At 68.7% G+C, this 21,312-nt stretch carries 17 protein-coding genes, 1 tRNA gene, 2 rRNA genes and 1 pseudogene (1 of these 21 cut by a window edge); 10 read left to right on the forward strand and 11 right to left on the reverse strand.

All coding sequences use genetic code 11. The features are described from left to right. Window positions 1–50: 50 nt before the first annotated feature. From puuE to EV278_RS12100, 4 genes are read left to right on the forward strand one after another with little or no spacing between them, the layout of a single operon-like run. Window positions 51–965 carry an allantoinase PuuE gene (gene puuE, locus EV278_RS12085; protein ID WP_132091356.1) on the forward strand — a complete coding sequence of 305 codons (915 nt, stop codon included), beginning with the start codon at window positions 51–53 and terminating at the stop codon, window positions 963–965. Beyond that, window positions 962–1,483: a 2-oxo-4-hydroxy-4-carboxy-5-ureidoimidazoline decarboxylase gene (gene uraD, locus EV278_RS12090; RefSeq protein WP_132091359.1), complete on the forward strand. Its 522-nt coding sequence runs from the start codon at window positions 962–964 to the stop codon at window positions 1,481–1,483. The genes puuE and uraD overlap by 4 nt, the downstream gene beginning before the upstream one ends. Before the next feature lies 1 nt (window position 1,484). Beyond that, window positions 1,485–2,669, forward strand: a complete 1,185-nt coding sequence (locus EV278_RS12095; RefSeq protein WP_132091362.1) for a urate hydroxylase PuuD — start codon at window positions 1,485–1,487, stop codon at window positions 2,667–2,669. After that, window positions 2,666–3,340, forward strand: coding sequence for a TetR/AcrR family transcriptional regulator (locus EV278_RS12100; RefSeq protein WP_132091365.1), 675 nt, complete (start codon window positions 2,666–2,668; stop codon window positions 3,338–3,340). Before EV278_RS12095 ends, EV278_RS12100 begins: the two co-directional genes overlap by 4 nt. A gap of 131 nt (window positions 3,341–3,471) precedes the next feature. On the opposite strand, the gene EV278_RS12105 is transcribed toward EV278_RS12100, so the two are convergent. After that, on the reverse strand, window positions 3,472–4,419 hold the full coding sequence (locus EV278_RS12105) for an acetamidase/formamidase family protein (protein ID WP_132091367.1): 948 nt from the start codon (window positions 4,417–4,419) through the stop codon (window positions 3,472–3,474). A gap of 226 nt (window positions 4,420–4,645) precedes the next feature. Here EV278_RS12105 and EV278_RS12110 point away from each other — a divergent pair, with 226 nt between their 5' ends. From EV278_RS12110 to EV278_RS12130, 5 genes are all read left to right on the forward strand, one after another. Continuing rightward, the gene (locus tag EV278_RS12110; RefSeq protein ID WP_132091370.1) at window positions 4,646–4,858 is read left to right on the forward strand and encodes an AtzG-like protein; all 213 of its coding nucleotides are present in this window, start codon (window positions 4,646–4,648) and stop codon (window positions 4,856–4,858) included. Continuing rightward, on the forward strand, window positions 4,855–6,264 hold the full coding sequence (locus EV278_RS12115) for an AtzE family amidohydrolase (protein ID WP_132091372.1): 1,410 nt from the start codon (window positions 4,855–4,857) through the stop codon (window positions 6,262–6,264). Before EV278_RS12110 ends, EV278_RS12115 begins: the two co-directional genes overlap by 4 nt. Further along, window positions 6,261–6,665: an oxalurate catabolism protein HpxZ gene (gene hpxZ, locus EV278_RS12120; RefSeq protein WP_132091375.1), complete on the forward strand. Its 405-nt coding sequence runs from the start codon at window positions 6,261–6,263 to the stop codon at window positions 6,663–6,665. Before EV278_RS12115 ends, hpxZ begins: the two co-directional genes overlap by 4 nt. A 216-nt stretch (window positions 6,666–6,881) precedes the next feature. Continuing rightward, window positions 6,882–9,062, forward strand: a complete 2,181-nt coding sequence (locus tag EV278_RS12125; RefSeq protein ID WP_132091377.1) for a TonB-dependent receptor — start codon at window positions 6,882–6,884, stop codon at window positions 9,060–9,062. Between the two features lie 135 nt (window positions 9,063–9,197). Then, on the forward strand, window positions 9,198–10,154 hold the full coding sequence (locus tag EV278_RS12130; protein ID WP_132091379.1) for a nucleoside hydrolase: 957 nt from the start codon (window positions 9,198–9,200) through the stop codon (window positions 10,152–10,154). A 138-nt stretch (window positions 10,155–10,292) separates the two neighbouring features. On the opposite strand, the gene guaD is transcribed toward EV278_RS12130, so the two are convergent. From guaD to uraH, 5 genes are all read right to left on the reverse strand, one after another. Then, entirely contained in the window at window positions 10,293–11,579 is a 1,287-nt protein-coding gene (guaD, locus tag EV278_RS12135) for a guanine deaminase (protein ID WP_132091382.1), read from the reverse strand. Beyond that, window positions 11,566–12,579, reverse strand: coding sequence for a xanthine dehydrogenase accessory protein XdhC (gene xdhC, locus EV278_RS12140; protein ID WP_132091384.1), 1,014 nt, complete (start codon window positions 12,577–12,579; stop codon window positions 11,566–11,568). Before xdhC ends, guaD begins: the two co-directional genes overlap by 14 nt. A gap of 166 nt (window positions 12,580–12,745) precedes the next feature. After that, window positions 12,746–15,082: a xanthine dehydrogenase molybdopterin binding subunit gene (xdhB, locus tag EV278_RS12145; RefSeq protein ID WP_132091387.1), complete on the reverse strand. Its 2,337-nt coding sequence runs from the start codon at window positions 15,080–15,082 to the stop codon at window positions 12,746–12,748. Further along, window positions 15,075–16,538: a xanthine dehydrogenase small subunit gene (gene xdhA / locus EV278_RS12150; protein ID WP_132091390.1), complete on the reverse strand. Its 1,464-nt coding sequence runs from the start codon at window positions 16,536–16,538 to the stop codon at window positions 15,075–15,077. The genes xdhB and xdhA overlap by 8 nt, the downstream gene beginning before the upstream one ends. Before the next feature lies 1 nt (window position 16,539). After that, window positions 16,540–16,887, reverse strand: coding sequence for a hydroxyisourate hydrolase (uraH, locus tag EV278_RS12155; RefSeq protein ID WP_132091393.1), 348 nt, complete (start codon window positions 16,885–16,887; stop codon window positions 16,540–16,542). 377 nt (window positions 16,888–17,264) lie between these two features. Here uraH and EV278_RS12160 point away from each other — a divergent pair, with 377 nt between their 5' ends. Then, window positions 17,265–19,577 carry an NADP-dependent malic enzyme gene (locus EV278_RS12160; RefSeq protein WP_132091396.1) on the forward strand — a complete coding sequence of 771 codons (2,313 nt, stop codon included), beginning with the start codon at window positions 17,265–17,267 and terminating at the stop codon, window positions 19,575–19,577. Between the two features lie 157 nt (window positions 19,578–19,734). Here the strand turns inward: EV278_RS12160 and EV278_RS24400 are convergent, their stop codons facing one another. The 5 genes and pseudogenes from EV278_RS24400 to EV278_RS12180 form a co-directional block, all read right to left on the reverse strand. After that, on the reverse strand, window positions 19,735–19,932 hold the full coding sequence (locus EV278_RS24400) for a cold-shock protein (protein WP_026171987.1): 198 nt from the start codon (window positions 19,930–19,932) through the stop codon (window positions 19,735–19,737). Window positions 19,933–20,064: 132 nt separating this feature from the next. Further along, window positions 20,065–20,268 (reverse strand): annotated as a pseudogene (locus tag EV278_RS24405) (cold-shock protein); the annotation flags it as partial. Between the two features lie 228 nt (window positions 20,269–20,496). Continuing rightward, a tRNA-Met gene (locus EV278_RS12170) sits at window positions 20,497–20,573 on the reverse strand. Window positions 20,574–20,640: 67 nt separating this feature from the next. Beyond that, window positions 20,641–20,755, reverse strand: a 5S ribosomal RNA gene (gene rrf / locus EV278_RS12175). Window positions 20,756–20,852: 97 nt separating this feature from the next. Beyond that, window positions 20,853–21,312 (reverse strand): 23S ribosomal RNA (locus EV278_RS12180) (it continues 2,327 nt past the right edge of the window).

Genomic DNA, 21,312 nt, shown 5'->3' on the forward strand with positions numbered 1-21,312 from the left:
CGCCCCCATAGGGGGCGGAGCCTGCGCGCGTCGCGAAGCGAGGCCGCCGCATGACCTATCCCCGCGACCTCATCGGCTATGGCGAACACCCGCCCTACGCCCAATGGCCGAACGGCGCCCGGGTCGCCGTGCAGTTCGTGCTCAACTACGAGGAGGGCGCAGAGCGCTCGGTCCTGCACGGCGACGGCCAGGCCGAGCACTTCCTGTCGGAGATGGTCGGGGCCCAGCCGATCCCCGACGCGCGCCATATGTCGATGGAGAGCCTCTACGAATACGGCTCGCGGGCCGGCTTCTGGCGGATCCGGCGATTGTTCGAGGGGTTCGGCCTGCCGCTGACCGTCTTCGGCGTGGCCCAGGCCATGGCCCGCCATCCTGACGCCGTCGAGGCCATGCTGAAGTCCGGCTGGGAGATCGCCACCCACGGCTATCGCTGGATCGACTACCAGCACTTGCCCGAGGCGGTCGAGCGCGAGCACATCGCCCAGGCCATCGAGATCCACGAGGCCCTGACCGGCGAACGGCCGCTGGGCTGGTACCAGGGCCGCACCAGCCCCAACACCGCCCGCCTGGTCGCCGAGGAAGGCGGCTTCGTCTACGACGCCGACAGCTACGCCGACGACCTGCCCTACTGGGACGACCAGCATGGCCGGCCACAGCTGATCGTGCCCTACACGCTGGACGCCAACGACATGCGCTTCGCCGCGCCCCAGGGCTTCAACAGCGGCGACCAGTTCTTCGCCTATCTGCGCGACGCCTTCGACGCCCTGTATCATGAGGGCGAGACCGTCCCGAAGATGATGAGCGTCGGCCTGCACTGCCGGATCGTCGGCAAGCCCGGCCGGATCATGGCCCTACGCCGCTTTCTGGAACACGTCACGCGCCACGACAAGGTCTGGGTCGCCCGACGCATCGACATCGCCCGGCACTGGATCGCGACCCACCCCTACAAGGCATCCGCCAGATGAGCGCCCCGCCCCTGACCCTGGCCGACCTGAACCGGATGAACCGCACCGGTTTCGCCACCACCCTGGGCTTCGCCTTCGAGCTGTCGCCCTGGGTCGTCAAGCGCGCCTACGACGCCGCGCCGTTCGACAGCGTCGAGGCCCTGCACGCCGCCACCATGGCAGTGCTGGAAGCCGCGCCCGAGGACGAGCGCCTGGCCCTGATCCGCGCCCACCCCGAGCTGGCGAGCAAGGCGGCGATCGCCAAGACTCTGACCGCCGAGAGCAACGCCGAACAGGCCAGCGCCGGCCTTGACCGGCTGACCCCGGAAGAGTTCGAGCGCTTCCACGCCCTGAACGCCGCCTATCGCGAGCGCTTCGGCTTTCCGTTCATCATCGCCGTGCGGCTGAACGACAAGACCGCGATCCTGGCCGCCATGCAGGCGCGGCTGGTCAACGAACGCGCCGACGAGATCGCCGAGGCGATCCGGCAGATCGGCCTGATCTCGAAACTTCGACTGCAAGACGCGGTGACCGGCTGACATGGACTATGACGTCACGACCTGGCTGAACCTGGCCCTGCGCTGGCTGCACGTGATCGCCGGCGTCGCCTGGATCGGCGCCTCGTTCTACTTCGTCTGGCTGGACAACAACCTGCGCCCGCCCGTTCCCGAGAAGGACGGCGTCAAGGGCGAGTTGTGGGCCGTGCACGGCGGCGGCTTCTACCATTCGCAGAAATACATGACGGCTCCGGCCCACATGCCCGACCACCTGCACTGGTTCAAATGGGAGGCCTACACCACCTGGCTGTCGGGCTTCGCCCTGCTGATCGTGCTCTATTACGTCGGCGCGCCTGTCTATCTGATCGATGCGGGGAAGCACGCCTTCAGCCAGGCCGGCGCGATCGCCACGGGCCTGGCCTTCATCGTCGGCGGGCTGCTGGTCTATGAGGGCCTGTGCCGCTCGCCGCTGGGCGCGAGACCGCGCCTGTTCGGCGTCGTCTGGTTCCTGACCCTGACAGCGGCGGCCTGGGCCCTGACTCATCTCTTCAGCGACCGCGGCGCCTTCATCCATGTCGGCGCGATCATCGGCACGTGCATGGTCGGCAACGTGTTCCTGGTGATCATCCCCAACCAGCGCAGGATCGTCGCCGACATGCTGGCCGGCCGCCCGGTCGATCCGCGCCTGGGCGCGATGGGCAAGCAGCGCTCGGTGCACAACACCCACATGACCCTGCCGGTCATCTTCATCATGATCAGCAACCACTATCCGGCGGTCACGGGCCATCACCTGGCCTGGCTGCTGCTGGCCCTGATCAGCGCCGGCGGGGTGTCGATCCGCTACTTCTTCATCCTGCGCCACCACGGGACGCTCAAGCCCGACTTCCTGATCCTGGGGGCCTTCCTGATCTTCGCCGTCAGCATGATCGCCAGCCTCAAGCCCAAGACGCCCGAGACGGTTTCCGACGTGCCCTTCCCCGTCGCCCAGGCCATCGTCCAGAAGCACTGCGTGATGTGCCATTCGGCCACGCCGACCCACAAGGGCTTCACCGCCCCGCCCAACGGCGCGGCCTTCGACACCCCGGCGGGCATGGCGCGCTACGCCGGCAAGATCCGCGAGCGCGCGGTCGAGACGACCAGCATGCCCCTCGGCAACGAGACTCACATTACCGATGCCGAGCGCGCCCAGCTGGGCGCCTGGATCGAGGCGGGAGCAAAGACGCAGTGACCACCTTGGCAGAGACGCCTTCGGCCGAACCGACCGACGACGCCGCTCCGGCGCCGCGCAAGCGCAACGCCGAGCGGACGCGCAAGGCGATCCTGAGCGCGGCGCTGCGCGAGTTCTCCCAGGCGGGCTACGCCGGCGCGCGGATCGAGAAGATCGTCAAGGCCGCCAAGTGCAACATCCGCATGCTCTACCACTATTTCGGCGACAAGAAGGGCCTGTACCTGGCGGTGCTGGAGGCCGCCTACGAGGACCTGCGCGGTCGCGAGGCCGAGCTGGAGATCGACTTCGACCGGCCGCTGGAGGGCTTCCTGGCCCTGCAGCGCTTCACCTCCGACTATTTCGAGAAGAACCCGCGCATCGACGGCCTGCTGCGCAACGAGAACCTGCTGCAGGGCAAGTTCGTCGCCCAGTCTCGCAAGGTCACCGAGACCGCCTTTCCCCTGCGCCGCACCATCGAGCGGCTGATCGAGAGCGGCCAGAAGCAGGGAATCTTCCGCGACAACCTGGACTGGGCCCAGATCTACGTGACCATCGCGGCCATGAGCCGCTTCCACCTGGCCAACGGCTATTCGCTATCGGTGACGCTGGACACCGACATGAACAAGCCGGAATGGCGACGGGCCCGACTGGCCCATGCGCTGGAGCTGCTGGAAGGGTATCTGCGGAAGTAGGCGGCGGCGATCACTTGCCCCCTGCGGACCGCTTCGCGATCGCCTTCCCCCAGAGGGGGAAGAGCTCCGCCCCCTATGGGGCGGACAGACCGCGAAGCGGTCAGGTGGGGGCAAGTGACTGAACTGTCGCCCTAAAACAACACCCCCTTCTCCAGCATTCCATGCACGCCCTTCTCGCCGTTGACCGTCTGGGTCACGCGGAAATCCACGGCCAGGGAGCAGAACTGATAGGCCTGCACGCGGGTCAGTGAAGACCGCGCGACGATCAGGTCGATCATGCCGCGCAGCGCCTGCTTCATCGCCAGGTCCAGGTCCTCATTGAAGCCGAAGGTCAGGTGATGGGTCGGGCTTTCGGCGCTCGGCCAGGCGCGGACTCCCACGTCGGCGGCCTTGTGCAGGACGAAGGTGAAGGTCCCGGTCAGGCCCATCTCCAGCGCGTTGACGCAGACCTCGCCGTCGCCCTGGCGGCCATGGCCGTCGCCGGCGCTGAAGTTCGCGCCCGGAACCCAGACCGGCAGGAACAGGGTCGAGCCGGCGACCAGTTCCTTGCAGTCCATATTGCCGCCGTGCTCGCGCGGTTCGCGGCTGGACAGGCGCCCGTAGCGTGGCGGCGGGGCGACGCCGGTGGTGCCGAAGAACGGGCGCAGCGGCAGAGTCGGACCCCAGGCCGGCTTGCAGGTTCCGGCCGCGGCGTCGACGGCGATATGGCTGACATAGCGCTCGGGAAACTCGTCCGGCAGGGTCCCCGCCAGCGGCCGGACGGCGCAATAGCCCCAAGTATTGTTGGGCTCGATGGCCTCGATCCGCACTTCCAGCGTGTCGCCGGGTTCAGCGCCTTCGATCGCCACCGGCCCGGTCAGGATGTGCGGGCCGATGCGCTCCAGCTTGGCGTCGTGGATCGCTTGCAGCACCGGCGGAATCACCAGGCCGGAGTCCGACGCCGGCATCACCTCGGGTCCCCCCGACACGCAGTCGATCACCACCGTGTCGCCCGGCGCGACCGTCAGCACCGGATCGAAGGCGGCGTCGAAGATCCCGAAGCGCACGGTGTCCGGGGTCGAGGCCAGGTGATGCCGCATGAAGTAAGTCCTCTATTACCTGCGACCCAGTTGGCGCGCGGCGGCCGCTTCGCCCTAGCGTCTATCCCCGCGCGGCGCGACCAGGCGCGCCGGCGCCCATCCCGAAGGCAGCCCGGCGGCAAGGATGGCGCGGACCTGGGCGTCGGCGGGTTCGGCTTGCTGTACGGCTGGCGGCGACCGACCATCCCAGCTATGAATATTTTTCTTACTTGTGGAGCTTGCCCGCATGGCGACCGATCCGGCGCTCGCCGCCTTCCTGGCCCTCGACGACGCGACGGTCGCCGCCTATGCGGACGCGCGCGCCCAGGCCCTGGGCCTGGCCCTGCCGCCAGAGACCCGGGCCGGGGTGGTCGAGAACCTGGCCCTCCTGCGCCGCCAGGCCGCGCTCTTCGCCGCCGATCTGGACGACACGGCTCCGCCCGCGGCCTTCGAACCATGAGCGTCGCCGTCCCCTCGGCCGACTTCCGCTCGGCCCAGGCCGCGGCCGCCGACATCCGCGAAGGCCGGACCACCGCCCGCGCCGAGGTCCAGGCCGCCCTGGCCAGGGCGCGGAACGACCGCTTCAACGCCTACACCGCCGTCTTCGCCGAACGGGCCCTGGCCCAGGCCGAGGCGATCGACGCCGACCTCGCCGCCGGCCGTCCCGTCGGGCCGCTGGCCGGGGTTCCGTTCGCCGTGAAGAACCTGTTCGACGTCGCAGGCCAGACAACGATCGCCGGCTCGAAGATCCGCCGCGACGCGCCGCCAGCCGCCCACGACGCCACCGCCGTCCGCCGCCTGACCGCCGCCGGGGCGGTGCTGGTCGGGGCGCTGAACATGGACGAGTTCGCCTACGGCTTCGTCACCGAGAACGCCCACGACGGCCCGACCCGCAACCCGCACGACCTGGCCCGCATCGCCGGCGGCTCGTCCGGCGGTTCGGCCGCGGCGGTCAGCGGCGGTCTTGTCCCCCTGACCCTGGGCTCGGACACCAACGGCTCGATCCGCATCCCCGCCAGCCTGTGCGGCGTGTTCGGCCTGAAGCCCACCCTGGGCCGCCTGTCGCGCCAGGGCGCCTTTCCCTTTGTCGAGAGCCTGGACCATGTCGGGCCCTTCGCCCGCTCGGTCGCCGACCTGACCCTCGCCTACGACCTGATGCAGGGGGCCGATCCGCTGGACCCCCTCTGCCGTCGGCCCGCCGAACCGGTCGCCCTCCGCCTGCAAGCGATCGCCGACGCGCCCCTTCGCGTCGGCGTGCTGGGCGGCTGGTTCGCGCAAGGCGCCTTTCCCGAGGTGCTGGAGGCGCTGGAGATCGTCGCCGACGCCCTGCAGGCTCGCCGCGGCGTCGAACTGCCGGGCGCCGAACAAGCCCGCGCCGCCGCCTTCTGCCTGACGCCGATCGAGGCCGCCCACCTGCACTGGCCCGACCTGAAAGCGCGGCCGCTCGACTACGACCCCGCCGTCCGCGACCGCCTGCTGGCCGGCGCCCTGGCGCCCGACGCGGTCGCCGAGGCCGCGCACCGCTATCGCCCGGTGTTCCGCGACGCCATGCGCCGGGTGTTCGAGGACTTCGACGTGCTGCTGGCCCCGGCCTCGGTCTGCCCCGCGCCGGGCATCGGCCAGGCGACCATGGAGATGGACGGACAGCCGGTCTCGGTCCGCAAGAACCTCGGCGCCTACACCCAGCCGATCAGCTTCATCGGCCTGCCGGTGGTGGCCGCCCCCGTCAACCGCCCCGGCGAGCTGCCGGCCGGCGTGCAGATCATCGCCCCAGCCTGGCGCGAGGACCTGGCCCTGGCCGCCGCCCTGCGCCTGGAACAGGCCGGCGTCGCAGCCGCCCATCGTCCACCGGAGCCCGCGCAATGACCCCCGTCAACGACCCCGACGTCCTGGCCGAGGTGACCGCCGCCGTTGACGCCTACGAGACGGCGCTGATGACCAACGACGTCGAGGCGCTGGACGGCTTCTTCCGCGATGCGCCGCAAACCGTGCGCTACGGCGTGGCCGAGAACCTCTACGGTTTCGAGGCGATCGCGGCCTTTCGAATCGGCCGCTCGGGCGGCTCGCCGCAGAGGTCGCGCCTGAGGACGGAAATCACCACCTTTGGGCGGGATTTCGCCGTCGCCAATGTCGAGTTCCTGCGCGAAGGGGCAAAACGCACCGGACGCCAGAGCCAAGCCTGGATCCGGACCGAAGAGGGCTGGAAAATCGTCGCGGCCCACGTCTCACTTCTCCAGGACGGCGTCGATCAACGCCTTGCTCCGTAAGCGGTCGAGCGCCGAATCCGATGATCACAAGTAATAAATCTATGACTTATGATCTGCTTTTGGGCAGTCCTGTCGCGGCGTGGTCAAATAGTGACATCCAGGACAAAAACCTCACCGAACCACATTCAGGGCGTCATCAAACCTTTGGATTCGCCTCCGTCATTGTGCATTGCAACCTCAAGCGTCGGGCCGCCGGCGCATGAAGGGGATACCTCAATGACCACCGCCAACCCGCTGCGCAGCCGCCTCCATCGCGGCGCCGCCCTCACCGCCCTGATCCTGGCCGTCGGCGCCGCCGCGCCCGCCTTCGCCCAGGACACCGGCGCCGTCACCCTGGACGACGTGATCGTCACCGCCCAGAAGCGCTCGGAAAACATCCAGGAAGTGCCGGTCTCGGTCGCCACCATGGGCGGCGAAAAGCTGGACGCCCTGTTCGCCGGCGGCGAGGACGTTCTGGCCCTGTCCAGCCGCGTGCCTGGCCTGTTCGTCGAAAGCTCCAACGGCCGCGCCGCCCCGCGGTTCTATATCCGCGGCCTGGGCAACACCGACTTCGACCTGGCCGCCTCGCAGCCGGTCTCGGTGATCATGGACGACGTGGTCATGGAAAACGTCGTGCTGAAGAGCACGCCGGTGTTCGACGTCGAGCAGGTTGAAGTGCTGCGCGGCCCGCAGGGCACGCTGTTCGGCCGCAACACCACCGCCGGCATCGTCAAGTTCGACAGCGTCAAGCCGAGCCAGGTCTTCAAGGCCAACGGCACGGTGACCTACGGCTCGTACGGCTCGTGGACGGCCGAAGGCGGCGTCGGCGGTCCGCTGGTGGAAGGCAAGCTGGCCGGCCGCATCGCCATCCTGGGCCAGCACCGCGACAACTATATCGACAACACCTTCACCCATGTGAAGGACGCGATGGGCGGCTATGACGAGTACGCCATCCGCGGCCAGTTGCTGTGGACCCCGGCCGAGAACCTCAGCGTCCTGCTGAACGCCCACAACCGCACCCTGGACGGCACGGCCGCGATCTTCCGCGCCAACATCCTCACCAAGGGCAGCAACAAGATCAACGGCAACTTCGACCGCGACGCCGTCTTCTACAATGGCGGGGCCAACAACCCGCAGAAGTACGACGGCAACGGCGAGTCGATTAAGGTCGACTACGACTTCGGCGGCGTGACCCTGACCTCGATCAGCGCCTACGAGACCACCAACGGCTACAGCCGCGGCGACATCGACGGCGGCGTGGCCGGCGTCGGCCCGGGCTTCATCCCGTTCGACTCCGACACCAAGGACGGCATCGACGACCTGGACCAGTACACCCAGGAACTGCGCCTGGCCTCGGACACCGAGGGCCCGTTCAGCTGGCAGGTCGGCGGCTACTATTTCAAGTCCGACTTCCTGGTGACCACCGACGCCGGCTTCAACAAGGCGACGCTGAACCACAAGAACACCGCCTGGGCTGGCTTCGGCCAGGTCGCCTACCAGGTCAACGACAAGCTGAAGCTGACCGGCGGCGCCCGCTACACCGACGACAAGAAGACCATGACCGTCGTCGGCTCGACCGCGCCGGAAGTGTCGGTGTCGGACAGCAAGGTCTCGTGGGACCTGTCGGCGTTCTATGACGTGACCGACGATTTCAGCCTGTACGCCCGCGCCGCCCACGGCTTCCGCGGCCCGACCATCCAGGGCCGCGACATCGTGTTCTTCAGCCCCGCCTCGGTGGCCAAGTCGGAAACGATCCAGTCGTACGAAGTCGGCTTCAAGAGCGAACTGCTGGACCGCCGCATCCGCTTCAACGGCGCGGCCTTTACCTACGAGGAAAAGAACCCGCAGTTCAGCGCCATCGGCGGCGCCAGCAACGGCACCCTGCTGATCAACGCCGACAAGGGCGAAGCCTACGGCGTCGAGTTCGACGGCGAGTTCAAGGTCACCGAGAACCTGCTGCTGACCGCCGGCTACAGCTACAACCACACCAAGATCAAGGACAAGGATCTGGCCGTGGCGGTGTGCGCCCAGTGCACGGTCACCGACCCGCTGAACGCCTCGGGCCAGGCCCTGGTCAACGGCAACCCGTTCCCGAACGCGCCGAAGTACGTGCTGAACTTCACGGCCCGCTACAGCTATCCGATCGGCGACGGCGAACTGTTCGCCTACACTGACTGGTTCCGCCAGGGCTACACCAACGTCTTCCTCTACCAGAGCAAGGAGTTCTACTCGAAGGGCGACTTCGAGGGCGGCCTGAAGCTCGGCTACGCCAAGCGCGACGGCGCCTACGAGATCGCCGCGTTCGCCCGCAACATCACCAACGAGGTGAACCTGCGCGGCGCGATCGACTTCAACAACCTGACCGGTTTCGTCAACGAGCCTCGGATCGTCGGCATCTCGATCAGCGCCAAGCGGTAATCCGAAGAGCCGCCCGGCTCGGCCGGGCGGAAGCCGAAGGATTGCCATCGTCCAGCCATGCTCCCGGTTCGCGCCGGGAGCATGGTTCGTTTGAGGGGTCTCCCCCTTCGCCCCACGATGAGTTAAGCCCTTCGAATGACGAATAAAATCATCTTCGACACCGATCCCGGCATCGACGACGCCATGGCGCTGCTGTTCATCGAGGCCAGCCCCGCGCTCGATCTGCTGGCGGTGACCACCGTGTTCGGCAACGCCGACATCGACACCACCACCCGCAACGCCCTCTACCTGAAGGACCGCTTCGGCCTGAAGGCCCCGGTCTTCAAGGGAACCGACAAGCCGCTGACCCGGCCGCGCAACCCCTCGCCCACCTTCGTGCACGGCGAGAACGGCCTGGGCGACGTCGAGCTGACCGGCCTCAAGCCCGCCCAGCCCGAGGCCAAGCCGGCTCATCAGGCGATCATCGACCTGGCGCGCGCCCACCCCGGCGAGATCACCCTGGTCGCGGTCGGCCCGCTGACCAACCTGGCCCTGGCGCTGCGGGCCGATCCGGAGGTCGCCAACCTGCTGAAGGCCGTGGTGATCATGGGCGGCGCGTTCGGCGTCGCCGGCAAGCCCGGCAACGTCACCCCCGTGGCCGAGGCCAATATCTGGAACGACCCGGAAGCCGCCGACCTGGTGTTCACCGCGCCCTGGCCGGTCACCGCCGTCAGCCTGGACGTCACCACCCAGGTGGTGATGACCCCGGCCTATATGGACGCGCTGGAGGCCAAGGCCGGTCCGGCCGGGGCCTTCCTCAACGCCATCTCCAAGCCCTATGCGGCGTTCTATGGCGGCCGCGACGGCATCGTCGGCTGCTGCGTGCACGACGCCGCGGCCGTGGCCTACGTGGTCGATCCGTCGCTGTTCGAGGTGCGGCGCGGTTCGATCCGGGTGATCACCGACGGCATCGCCCTGGGCCAGACCTGCCAGAAGGTCGAGGGCGAACTGTTCGGCCCGTCGGCCTGGGACGATCAGCCGATCCAGGCGGTCACGGTCGGGGTGAAGGCCGAGGGGTTGTTGAAGCTATATGCGGAGACGATGGGGGCGTAGAAGGCGACCGCTTGCCCCCTACCGATCGCTTCGCGATCGTCTTCCCCCGTAGGGGGAAGAGCGCCAGCACTTGAGGCTCCGCCCCCTATGGGGGCGGACAGGCGGCGAAGCCGTCAGGTGGGGGCAAGACCCTGAGCCCTACCGTCGATACCGCTCCACCCCGGCCACATAGGTCCGCTCGACGACCCGGTCGTCCCCCAGCACGGTCAGGGCGAACAGCCGGTCCTCCAGCGACTTCGCGGCCGGCATTCGCCGGGCCAGCAGCGGCGTGGCGGCCAGGTCCAGGACCAGGAAGTCGGCGATCTTGCCCGCCTCCAGGCTGCCGATCTCGTCCTCCAGCCCCAGCGCCCGGGCCCCGCCCAGGGTCGCCAGATAGAGGGCGTGGAACGGATCCAGCGCCTCGCCGCGCAGCTGGCCCACCTTGTAGGCCTCGCCCAGGGTGTGGAGGATCGAGAAGGTCGTCCCCGCCCCCACGTCCGTGCCAATCCCGACCTTCACGCCGTGGGCGCAGGCGGTCTCCAGCGGAAACAGGCCCGAGCCCAGGAACAGGTTCGAGGTCGGGCAGAAGGCGACCGACGCCCCTGCCTGAGCGAGACGCTGGAAAGCGTCCCCCTGAAGGTGAACGCAGTGCGCGAAGACCGAGCGCTCCCCGACCAGGCCGAAGCGCTCATAGACGTCCAGATAGTCCCTGGCGTCCGGGAACAGTTTGGCGGTGTCGACGATCTCGCGGATGTTCTCCGACAGGTGGGTCTGCATCCACACCGTCGGATGCTCGGCCAGCACCTGGCCGGCCATGGCCAGTTGTTCGTCGCTGCAGCTGATGGCGAAGCGCGGGGTGACCGCATAGCCCAGCCGGCCCTTGCCGTGCCAGTCGGCGATCAGGCTTTGCATGTCAGCCCGGCTGCTCTCCACCGTGTCGGTCAGGCCGGGCGGAGCGTTGCGGTCCATCAGCGACTTGCCGGCGATGATCCGCATGTCGCGCTCCAGGGCGGCGGCGAACAGCGCCTCCACCGAGGCCTTGTGCACCGAGCCGAACACCAGGGCGCTGGTCGTGCCGTTGCGCAGCAGCTCCTCGACGAAGAACTCGGCCGTCTCCTCGGCATGCCCCCTGTCGGCGAAGGCGGCCTCGGCGGGAAAGGTGTGGCGCTCCAGCCAGTCCAGCAGCTGCTCGCCATGGGCGGCGATGACGTCGACCTGCGGGAAGTGGATGTGGGTGTCGACGAAGCCGGGGACGATCAGCTTGCCGCTCAGGTCCTCCACCGGCGCGTCGCCCAGCTCGTCGGCCAGCTTGGCGTGGTCGCCGCAGGCCACGACGCGGCCGTCCTCGACCAGCAGCAGGCCGTCCTCGTGGAAGGCGTGCGCCTCGCCATCGGTGATGCTCGGGTCGGCCTCCAGGTGGAGGATCGACGCCCTATAGGCTTGCAAGCTGGAGATCCTTCGTCCGTTCGCGGCGGGCGGCCTCAAGCCGCATCAACAGGTCGGCGACCACCGAGACGGCGATCACCTCGGGGGCCTTGTTCTTCAGGTGCGGCAGGCCGATCGGGCAGGTTACGCGGGCCGTGGTCCCATCATGGAAGCCGTCCTTGCGCAGCCGGCTGAGGAACCGGGCCCTTTTGGTGTCCGACCCGATCAGGCCCAGATAGCCGAACGCCCCGCCGGCCAGGGCCGCCGAGGTCAGGGCGTAGTCCAGATTATGGTCGTGGGTCATGACAAGGATGTAGGCGTCCGGCCCGGCGCCCATGGCCGCGGCCGCCAGCTCGGCGGGCGCACCCACCGTGACGCCGGCGATCTCGGCGGTCTCCGGCCGGGTGTCGTACCAGGCCAGGCGGAACGGCAGCGGCTCCAGCGCCCGCGCCACGGCCTGGCCGACATGGCCGGCCCCGAACAGCAGCACCGGCGGGCGCGGCAGGTCCTGCGGCTCGATCAGCACGTCGCCCAGCGTCGGCCGGGCGCTCCGCGTGGTCGCCGGCGCGCCCGCCAGGGTGATCGTCGCGCTGTCCGGGTTCGAGGCCGCGACCGGGGCGACGGTCTTGGTCAGGGCGCCGGGATTGAAGCGCGTGCGGACCTCGAACGGCTGGTCGGCGTCCAGCCTGCGCGCCGCGTCGGTCAGCCAGTCGACGGCGGTCCCGTCCAGGCGCTCGATCAGCAGCCGCACCCGACCGCCGCAGCACTGGGCCAGCAAGGGGCCCAACGGATAGTCCTGCAGGGCGAAGTGCACCGAGGTCAGCAGCATCTTCCGCGCCTGCTCGGCCGCCTGGTGCTCCAGATTGCCCCCGCCGATGGTGCCGGCCTGCCCCCCCGCCCACACCACCATCTTGGTCCCGGCCTCGCGCGGGGCCGAGCCCTCGACGGCCAGGATGGTGACCAGGGCGACGGTTTCGCCGAGGGCGAGTTGCGCCAGCGCGGAACGAGCCCAGTTGCTCATGCGCCCTCTCCCATGGGGAGAGGGAGGGGCCCGCGCGAAGCGTGGGAGGGTGAGGGGGTAAAACGTTCGACGGCGTGCCGGCCGGGCGTGAAATCGGCGAGGGTGTAATCCCTCACCCTCCCACGCTCTTCGAGCGCGGGCCCCTCCCTCTCCCTCTGGGAGAGGGTTAGCATGAGGCCCTCCGCTTCACGTCCTCGACCGCCATCAGGATCCGTTCCGGCGTCGCCGGCGCGTCCAGGTTGGGGAACACCTTGTGGTCAGCCACCGCGGCCACGGCGCGGTTGACCGCCGACAACACCGACAGGGCCAGCATCAACGGCGGCTCGCCCACGGCCTTGGAGCGGTGCACCGTCTCCTCCACATTGCGGCCCGGCTCCCACAGCGCCACGTTCAGCACCGCCGGCCGGTCGCCGCAGGTGGGGATCTTGTAGGTCGAGGGGGCGTGGGTCAGCAGGCGGCCGTCGGCGCCGAACACCAGCTCCTCGGTCGTCAGCCAGCCCATGCCCTGGATGAAGCCGCCCTCGATCTGGCCCAGGTCGATGGCCGGATTAATCGAGCGGCCGGCGTCGTGCAGGATGTCGGCGCGGACGACCTTCATCTCGCCGGTCAGGGTGTCGATCAGCACCTCGCTGCAGGCCGCGCCATAGGCGAAATAGTAGAACGGGCGGCCGGTGTGGGTGGCGCGGTCGTAGTGGATCTTCGGCGTGGCGTAGAAGCCGGTGGACGACAGCGACACCCGGGCCAGATGGGCCTGGCGGCACAGCGTCTCGAACGGGACCAGCTCGCTCCCGGCCCGCAGACCTTGCGGCGTGAACTCGACCTCGGCCGCGTCGCAGCCCCATTTCTTCGCCGCGAATTCGACCAGTCGCCCCTTGATGGCGTTAGCCGCGTTCAACGCCGCCATGCCGTTCAGGTCCGTGCCCGATGACGCCGCCGTGGCCGAGGTGTTGGGCACCTTGTCGGTGATGGTCGAGGTCACCTTCACCCGGTCGACCCCGACCTTGAACGCCTCGGCGACGATCTGGGCCACCTTGACGAACAGCCCCTGCCCCATCTCGGTCCCGCCGTGGTTCAGCAGGATCGAACCGTCGGCATAGAGGTGGATCAGGGCCCCGGCCTGGTTCAGGTGGGTGGTGGTGAACGAGATGCCGAACTTCACCGGCGTCAGGGCCAGGCCCTTCTTGATCACCGGACTGCGGGCGTTGTAGGCGTCGATCTGGCGCTGACGGGCCTTGTAGTCGCAGGACGCCGCCAGCTCGGCCAGCAGCTGCGGCGCGACATTGTCCTCGACGGTCTGGTGGTAGGGCGTGAGGTTCCGTCCCTCGCCGCCATAGAGGTTGCGCCGGCGCACCTCTAGCGGGTCCAGGCCCGTGGCCTGGGCGACGGCGTCCATCACCCGCTCGATCGCCGCCATGCCCTGCGGCCCGCCAAAGCCCCGGAAGGCGGTGTTCGACACCGTGTGGGTCTTGAAACGGTGCGAGACGATCTCGACGGCCGGCAGGTAGTAGCAGTTGTCGGCGTGGAACATCGCCCGGTCGTTGATGGCCAGCGACAGGTCGGTGGTCGCGCCGCAGCGCGAGGCCAGCTCCAGCGCCAGACCCGTCAGCCGGCCTTCGTCGTCAAAACCGACGTCATAGGCGATCTCGAAGTCATGCCGCTTGCCGGTCATGACCATGTCCTCGTCGCGGTCGGGACGGGCCTTGGCCGGACGGCCGGTCTTGACCGCCACCAGGGCCGCGGCGGCGGCGAACAGCGAGGCCTGCGTCTCCTTGCCGCCGAACCCCCCGCCCATCCGGCGGACCTCGACGGTCACCGCGGTGTGCGGCACGGCCAGCACGCGGGCGATCAGGTGCTGCACCTCGCTGGGATGCTGGGTCGACGACCAGACGTGGACATCGCCGCCCTCGCGCGGCGTGGCCAGGGCCACCTGGCCCTCGAGATAGAAGTGGTCCTGGCCGCCGATGGCCATGGTTCCCTGCAGCCGCCGGGGCGAGGCGGCCAGAGCGGCGGCCGCGTCGCCGCGCGCCATGCGCTGGCTGGCTTCGATCTTCAGCTCGGCCTCGCGGGCCTGGGCGATGGTGATCGCGGCCGGCAGGTCCTCGTACTCCACCACGGCCTTGGCGGCGGCGGCGCGGGCGGCGGCGATCGAGGTGGCGGCCACCGCGAACAGGCTCTGGCCGACGCAGATCACCTCGCCGTCGGCGAACAGCCGGTCGTCGTGGATCACCGGGCTGACGTCGTTCTCGCCGGGAATGTCCCTGGCCGTCAGCACCGCCACCACCCCGGGCGAGGCCCGCACGGCCGACAGGTCCATCGAGACGATCCGGGCGTGGGCCCGGGTGCTCATGCCCAGATGGACATGAAGCATGCCCGGCGGTTCCGGAATGTCGTCCACATAGAGCGCCGTGCCGCTGACGTGGCGCAGGGCGCTGTCGTGCGGCAGCGCGGCGTGGACGCCCTGGAAGACGACCGGTTCGACCAGCTTGGCGCCGGAATCAGGCATTGGCCGCCTCCGGCGCGTGGGGGGCCGCCTCCGGCACGCGGGTCTCGAGATCCGGTCGAGCCGACTCGATGAACACCTTGCGCAGCATGTTGCCCGCCGTCAGGGTCCGGTAGGCGGCCGAGGCGCGGGCGTCGCTCAATGGCGTGAAGTCGCCGGCCAAGGCCTCGACAGCCGCATGGATCGTCGTGCGGTTCCAGAGCTGGCCGACCAGGGCGGCCTCGCAGCCGACGGCGCGCTTGGGCGTGCCGGCCATGCCGCCATAGGCGACGCGGGCGGCGGTCACCACCTCGTCCACGATCGTGATGTTGAACGCCCCGCACACCGCCGAGATGTCCTGGTCGAAGCGCTTGGACAGCTTGAAGACCTTGAACATCGCCCCGCCCAGGCCGGTCGGCACGCGCACCGCCTCGACGAACTCGCCGGGCGCGCGATCCTGTCGGCCATAGGCGACGAAGAAGTCCTCCAACGGAATGGTCCGGCGGGCATCGCCCTTGCGCAGGACCAGCTCCGCGCCCAGGGCGATCAGGGCCGGCGGCATGTCGCCGATCGGCGAGCCATTGGCGATGTTGCCGCCGATCGTGCCGCTGTTGCGCACCTGGGTCGAGCCCAACCGCCGCATCATGGCGCCGAGGTCGGGATAGAGCTCGCTGAGCGTATCCAGGGCGTCGACATAGCGCACGCCCGCCCCGATCCGCAGCCAGCCGTCTTCGCGGGTGATCGCCTTGAGCGCGTCCACCCGGCCGATATCGATCAGCGTCCCCAGCGGCTTGCGCAGCTTGGTCACCCACAGGCCGATGTCGGTGGCGCCGGCCACGATCACGGCGTCCTGATGCGCTTCATAGGTCCGGGCCAGTTCATCGGCGTCCAGCGGCGCGAACCAGCGGCGGGTCACCCCGGCGATCGGGTCGACATAGTCCAGGCTCAAGGCCTCGTCACGTCGCAGGTCCATCAGCGTGTCGGCCACGTCCGGCGCGGCCTCGGGCGTGATCGCCTGCGCCGCCGCGATGATCGGGCCATAGCCGGTGCAGCGGCACAGGTTGCCGGCCAGCACCTCGTCGATCGGCCCGTCGCCCCCCTTCGCCGCCACCGCCCGGCCGTACAGCGACATGACGATGCCCGGCGTGCAGAAGCCGCATTGCGAGCCGTGGTGCTCGACCATGGCCGCCTGCACTGGATGCGGCGTCGCCTGGCCCAACCCCTCGACGGTGATCACCGCCTTGCCGTCCACCATCGGCACGAACTGGATGCAGCTGTTGACCGCCCGCCAGGCCGTGCCGCCCTGCCCGTCCAGTTCGCCGACCAGCACGGTGCACGACCCGCAGTCGCCCTCGGCGCAGCCTTCCTTGGTCCCGGTGCGCCGCAGGTCGCCGCGCAGGTGCTCCAGCAGCGTCCGCGTCGGATCGACGCTCCGGGCCTCGACCACCTCGCCGTTCAGCAGGAAGCGCACCGCGTCCATCTCAGCTGCCCCGATAGGTGGAATAGCCGAACGGCGAGACCAGCAGCGGCACGTGGTGGTGCTGGGCCGGATCGGCGACGGCGAAATCGATCACCACCACGTCCAGGAACGGCGGATCGGAGAGGGCCGCGCCCGACGCCTTGAAATAGTCGCCCACGGCGAACTCCAGCCGATACCCGCCAACGGTCAGAGCCTCGCCCTCGACCAGCCGGGCCCGGCCGTCGGCGTCGGTGCGGATCTCGCCCAGTCGCGCGACGACGCCGTCGCGCCGGCTCGAGACCCGCACGGCCACCCCGGCCGCCGGTCGCCCGGCGGCGGTGTCGAGGATATGGGTGGTCAAGCCGCTCATCTGTTTCCAAATCCGTGGCCGGGCGTCGCCCGCCCAGTCTAAACCCTTGCTCCCGAAACGGAGCATCCTACAGCGATGCTGGAACCGCCGCCCCGGCAAGTCCAGCCGCCAGACCGGTGGGCGCCCCCTTGGCCGCAAACCGCCTCGCGGAGCAGCGACGGGCGCCTGCCGAATGGGCGTATATAAGTCTTTTATTACTTATACGGCCACCCGCGATCGCGCTCTCGGCGCCCCGAACCTCAAAAAACGCGCTCCGACGCTGGGTAAGGTTGGAAAAGCCGCGCCAACCCCGGTAGCTAGGCCCCTGACGGATCGCACCGAGGCCCATACCAGACGATCCGCGCCGACAACCTTGCGCAGCCACCGAGGAACGACCGATGGACGAGGATTTCCGTAAAGCCGCCCTGGACTATCACCGTCTGCCGCGGCCCGGAAAGCTGGCGATCGAGGCCACCAAGCGCATGGCCACCCAGCGCGACCTCGGCCTGGCCTATTCTCCCGGCGTCGCCGCGCCCTGCGAAGCCATCGCCGCCGATCCGGACACGGCCCGCGACTACACCGCCCGCGGCAACCTGGTGGCCGTGATCTCCAACGGCACCGCGGTGCTCGGCCTGGGCAATATCGGCCCGCTGGCGTCCAAGCCGGTGATGGAGGGCAAGGCGGTCCTGTTCAAGAAGTTCGCCGGCATCGACGTGTTCGACCTCGAGGTCGACGCCGAGGATCCCGACCGCTTCATCGAGGTGGTCGCCGCCCTGGAGCCCACCTTCGGCGGCATCAACCTGGAGGACATCAAGGCCCCGGAATGCTTCGTCATCGAGCGCAAGCTGCGCGAGCGGATGAACATCCCGGTCTTCCACGACGACCAGCACGGCACCGCCATCGTCTGCGCCGCCGCCGTCCGCAACGCCCTGGTCGTCCAGGGCAAGACCCTCAAGGACGTCAAGCTGGTCACCTCGGGGGCCGGCGCGGCCGCCCTGGCCTGCGTCGACCTGCTGGTGTCGATGGGCCTGCCGGTCGAGAACGTCACCCTGACCGACATCAAGGGCGTCGTTCATGCCGGGCGCGAGCCCGACATGCCCGAGAACATGGCCCGCTACGCCCGGCCGACCGACGCGCGGTCGCTGCCCGACGTGCTGCCGGGCGCCGACATCTTCCTGGGCCTGTCCGCGCCCCGCGTGTTCAAGGCCGAGTGGCTGCCGCTGCTGGCCCCCAGCCCGCTGATCCTGGCCATGGCCAATCCCGAGCCGGAGATCCTGCCCGAGATCGTCGCCGCCCAGCGCCCCGACGCCATCATGGCCACCGGCCGCAGCGACTATCCCAACCAGGTCAACAACGTCCTGTGCTTCCCGTTCATCTTCCGCGGCGCGCTCGACGTCGGCGCCTTGGAGATCAACGAGGCGATGAAGGTGGCGGCCGTCGAGGCCATCGCCGAGCTGGCCCGGGCCGAGGCTTCGGAGGTGGTGGCCAGCGCCTATGGCGGCGTCGCCCCGATGTTCGGCGGCCAGTACATCATCCCCAAGCCGTTCGACCCGCGGCTGATCCTGCAGATCGCTCCGGCCGTGGCCCGGGCGGCCATGGACAGCGGCGTCGCCACCCGACCGATCGCCGACTTCGACGCCTACCGCGCCGAGCTGGAGCTGTTCGTCTACCGGTCCGGCCAGCTGATGCGGCCGGTGTTCGAGCGGGCCCGCAAGGCGACCAAGGCCGCCGCCGAGACCGGCGGCGTCCGCGTCGCCTATGCCGAGGGCGAGGACGAGCGCGTGCTGCGCGCCGTCCAGACCGTGGTCGACGAAGGCCTCTGCAAGCCCGTGCTGATCGGCAAGCGCGAAACCATCACCGCCAAGGCCGCCGAGATGGGCCTGCGGCTGGACTTCGACAACCGCGTCGAGATCCTCGATCCCTCCGCCGACAAGGCGCTGTTCGCCCCGCTGGTCGAGCGCTACCAGGGCCTGGTCAGCCGTCGCGGCGTACCGCCCCTGGCCGCCGAACGTCGAGTGACCAACCGCCGGACGGTTTCGGCCTCGATGCTGCTGCAGGCCGGCCATGTCGACGCCGCCCTGGTGGGCGGGGCCGGCGACTGGTGGCAGCACATGACCTATGTGCTGCCGATCATCCCCAAGCGCGAGAACGTCGGCCGGGTCTACGCCCTGTCGGCGCTGATCATCGACAACGGCACGCTGTTCTTCTGCGACACCCACGTCAATGTCGACCCGACCGCCGAGCAGGTGGCCGAGATGACGCTGCTGGCCGCCGAATCCGTGCGCCGGTTCGGCCTGACGCCCAAGGCGGCCCTGCTGTCGCACTCCAGCTTCGGCGCGTCGAACTCGCCGACCGCCCGCAAGATGCGCGAGGCCCTGACCCTGGTGCGCGAGCGCGCGCCCGAGCTCGAGGTGGATGGTGAAATGCACGCCGACGCGGCCCTCTCCCAGGCCCTGCGCGATCGGCTGGTGCACGACAGCGCCCTGAAGGGCTCGGCCAACCTTCTGGTCATGCCGACCCTGGACGCCGCCAATATCTCGCTGACCCTGCTCAGCGCCGCCACCGAGGGCCTGCTGGTCGGCCCGCTGCTGCTGGGCATGAGCCGGCCGCTGCACGTGCTGACGCCCAGCGTCACGGCGCGGGGCATCGCCAACCTCACCGCCCTGGCGGTGAACCAGGCGGCGGCGGAGCGGGAGCACCGGCTGATCTGAAGCCGGCATCGCCGCCTCCCGCCTGGCGACGCGGCAAAGAAAAGGCCCCGCAGGAACCCTTCCACCGTCTCAGCGACGAGGAAAGGCTCCGGCGGGGCCTGATTCGGGGATCGAAGAGCCGACCGGACGCTCCGCGCCCGGCCGGTTTCTCGGATCCTTAGAGGATGCGCAGGTTGCCGGCCGAGGTCTTGCCCGAGCGGCGGTCCTGTTCCAGTTCGTAGCCGACTTGCTGGCCTTCGTTCAGGCCGCGCAGGCCGGCGCGTTCGACGGCCGAGATGTGCACGAAGATGTCGCCGCCGCCATTGTCCGGCTGGATGAAGCCGAAGCCCTTGGTGCTGTTGAACCACTTCACCACGCCCGTGCCGGCTTCGCCCGTGCCGCCGCCACCATAGCCGCCGCCCCGGGGAGCGTCATAGCCGCCACCGCGCGGAGCGCCGAAGTCGCGGGCCGGACGGCGCGGAGCCGACGGAGCCGCGCCCTGGCCGGTCACGCGCAGATTGCCGGCCGAGGTCTTGCCCGAGCGGCGATCTTCTTCCAGCTCGTAGGAAACCTGGTCACCTTCGTTCAGGCCCGACAGGCCCGAGCGTTCAACCGCGGCGATGTGGACGAACACGTCCTGGCCGCCGTCCTCGGGCTGAATGAAACCAAAGCCCTTGGCCGGGTTGAACCACTTAACGACACCGTTCGCCATCTTATCCTCAAAACCTCATTCAGCGGGCCAGTTGCCGACCCGCGTCTTCCATCCTGCTCTCATGACGCAAATCCGAGGAACGCGCTACGGGGTTTGATGGCAGAATCTCAAGCCGAGCCCGGTCCGGGCGATAAATTTTCGCGTGACACGGGTCGATGGCGGCTGAAACGTCGCCGGACGTGGCTAAAAAGCCACACTCAGGCGCTCTGAAAGCTTGGCCTTAAGTCTTGGGTGCGGGGACAGGATTTGAACCTGTGACCTTCAGGTTATGAGCCTGACGAGCTACCGGGCTGCTCCACCCCGCGGCGAAGAGGGTAGTGGTTTGATCGTGTGGTAGGGCTTGGACTTTGATGCTGGGCATCCTTTTAGCGGACCTGGCGGCGACCTACTCTCCCGCGCCTTGAGACGAAGTACCATTGGCCCTGGGGGACTTAACGACCGAGTTCGGAATGGGATCGGGTGGGGAACCCCCGGCATAGCCACCAGGTCAGCAAAAAGGATGCTGTCAGCCTTTTAGGGGCTGAGCATGTATGTGAAGAAGAGATCGCATGTCTGTGTAAAGCGGTCATGGGTTTGACTGAAGAACGATCAAGCCTATCGAGCTATTAGTACCAGTAAGCTACACGCCTCGCGGCGCTTCCACACCTGGCCTATCAACGTGGTGGTCTACCACGGCTCTCAGCGAGACCTTGTTTTGAGGTTAGTTTCCCGCTTAGATGCTTTCAGCGGTTATCTATTCCACACTTAGCTACCCTGCTGCACAGCTGGCGCCATGACAGGTCCACCAGAGGTGTGTCCATCCCGGTCCTCTCGTACTAGGGACAGATCCTCTCAAGTCTCGTACACCCACGGCAGATAGGGACCAAACTGTCTCACGACGTTCTGAACCCAGCTCACGTACCACTTTAATCGGCGAACAGCCGAACCCTTGGGACCTGCTCCAGCCCCAGGATGTGATGAGCCGACATCGAGGTGCCAAACTTTGCCGTCGATATGGACTCTTGGGCAAAATCAGCCTGTTATCCCTAGAGTACCTTTTATTCG

The organism is Caulobacter sp. BK020 (assembly GCF_004342605.1).
Classification (GTDB): domain Bacteria; phylum Pseudomonadota; class Alphaproteobacteria; order Caulobacterales; family Caulobacteraceae; genus Caulobacter.

Excerpts from the sequence above, each read along its gene's own strand:
- xdhB (WP_132091387.1), bottom strand. The coding sequence starts at position 15,082 with ATGCCTGATTCCGGCGCCAAGCTGGTCGAACCGGTCGTCTTCCAGGGC.
- EV278_RS12115 (WP_132091372.1), top strand. The coding sequence starts at position 4,855 with ATGAGCGTCGCCGTCCCCTCGGCCGACTTCCGCTCGGCCCAGGCCGCG.
- xdhC (WP_132091384.1), bottom strand. The coding sequence starts at position 12,579 with ATGAGCAACTGGGCTCGTTCCGCGCTGGCGCAACTCGCCCTCGGCGAA.
- uraH (WP_132091393.1), bottom strand. The coding sequence starts at position 16,887 with ATGAGCGGCTTGACCACCCATATCCTCGACACCGCCGCCGGGCGACCG.
- EV278_RS12095 (WP_132091362.1), top strand. The coding sequence starts at position 1,485 with ATGGACTATGACGTCACGACCTGGCTGAACCTGGCCCTGCGCTGGCTG.
- EV278_RS12105 (WP_132091367.1), bottom strand. The coding sequence starts at position 4,419 with ATGCGGCATCACCTGGCCTCGACCCCGGACACCGTGCGCTTCGGGATC.
- puuE (WP_132091356.1), top strand. The coding sequence starts at position 51 with ATGACCTATCCCCGCGACCTCATCGGCTATGGCGAACACCCGCCCTAC.
- EV278_RS12130 (WP_132091379.1), top strand. The coding sequence starts at position 9,198 with ATGACGAATAAAATCATCTTCGACACCGATCCCGGCATCGACGACGCC.
- EV278_RS12110 (WP_132091370.1), top strand. The coding sequence starts at position 4,646 with ATGGCGACCGATCCGGCGCTCGCCGCCTTCCTGGCCCTCGACGACGCG.
- hpxZ (WP_132091375.1), top strand. The coding sequence starts at position 6,261 with ATGACCCCCGTCAACGACCCCGACGTCCTGGCCGAGGTGACCGCCGCC.
- EV278_RS12125 (WP_132091377.1), top strand. The coding sequence starts at position 6,882 with ATGACCACCGCCAACCCGCTGCGCAGCCGCCTCCATCGCGGCGCCGCC.
- EV278_RS12160 (WP_132091396.1), top strand. The coding sequence starts at position 17,265 with ATGGACGAGGATTTCCGTAAAGCCGCCCTGGACTATCACCGTCTGCCG.
- uraD (WP_132091359.1), top strand. The coding sequence starts at position 962 with ATGAGCGCCCCGCCCCTGACCCTGGCCGACCTGAACCGGATGAACCGC.
- xdhA (WP_132091390.1), bottom strand. The coding sequence starts at position 16,538 with ATGGACGCGGTGCGCTTCCTGCTGAACGGCGAGGTGGTCGAGGCCCGG.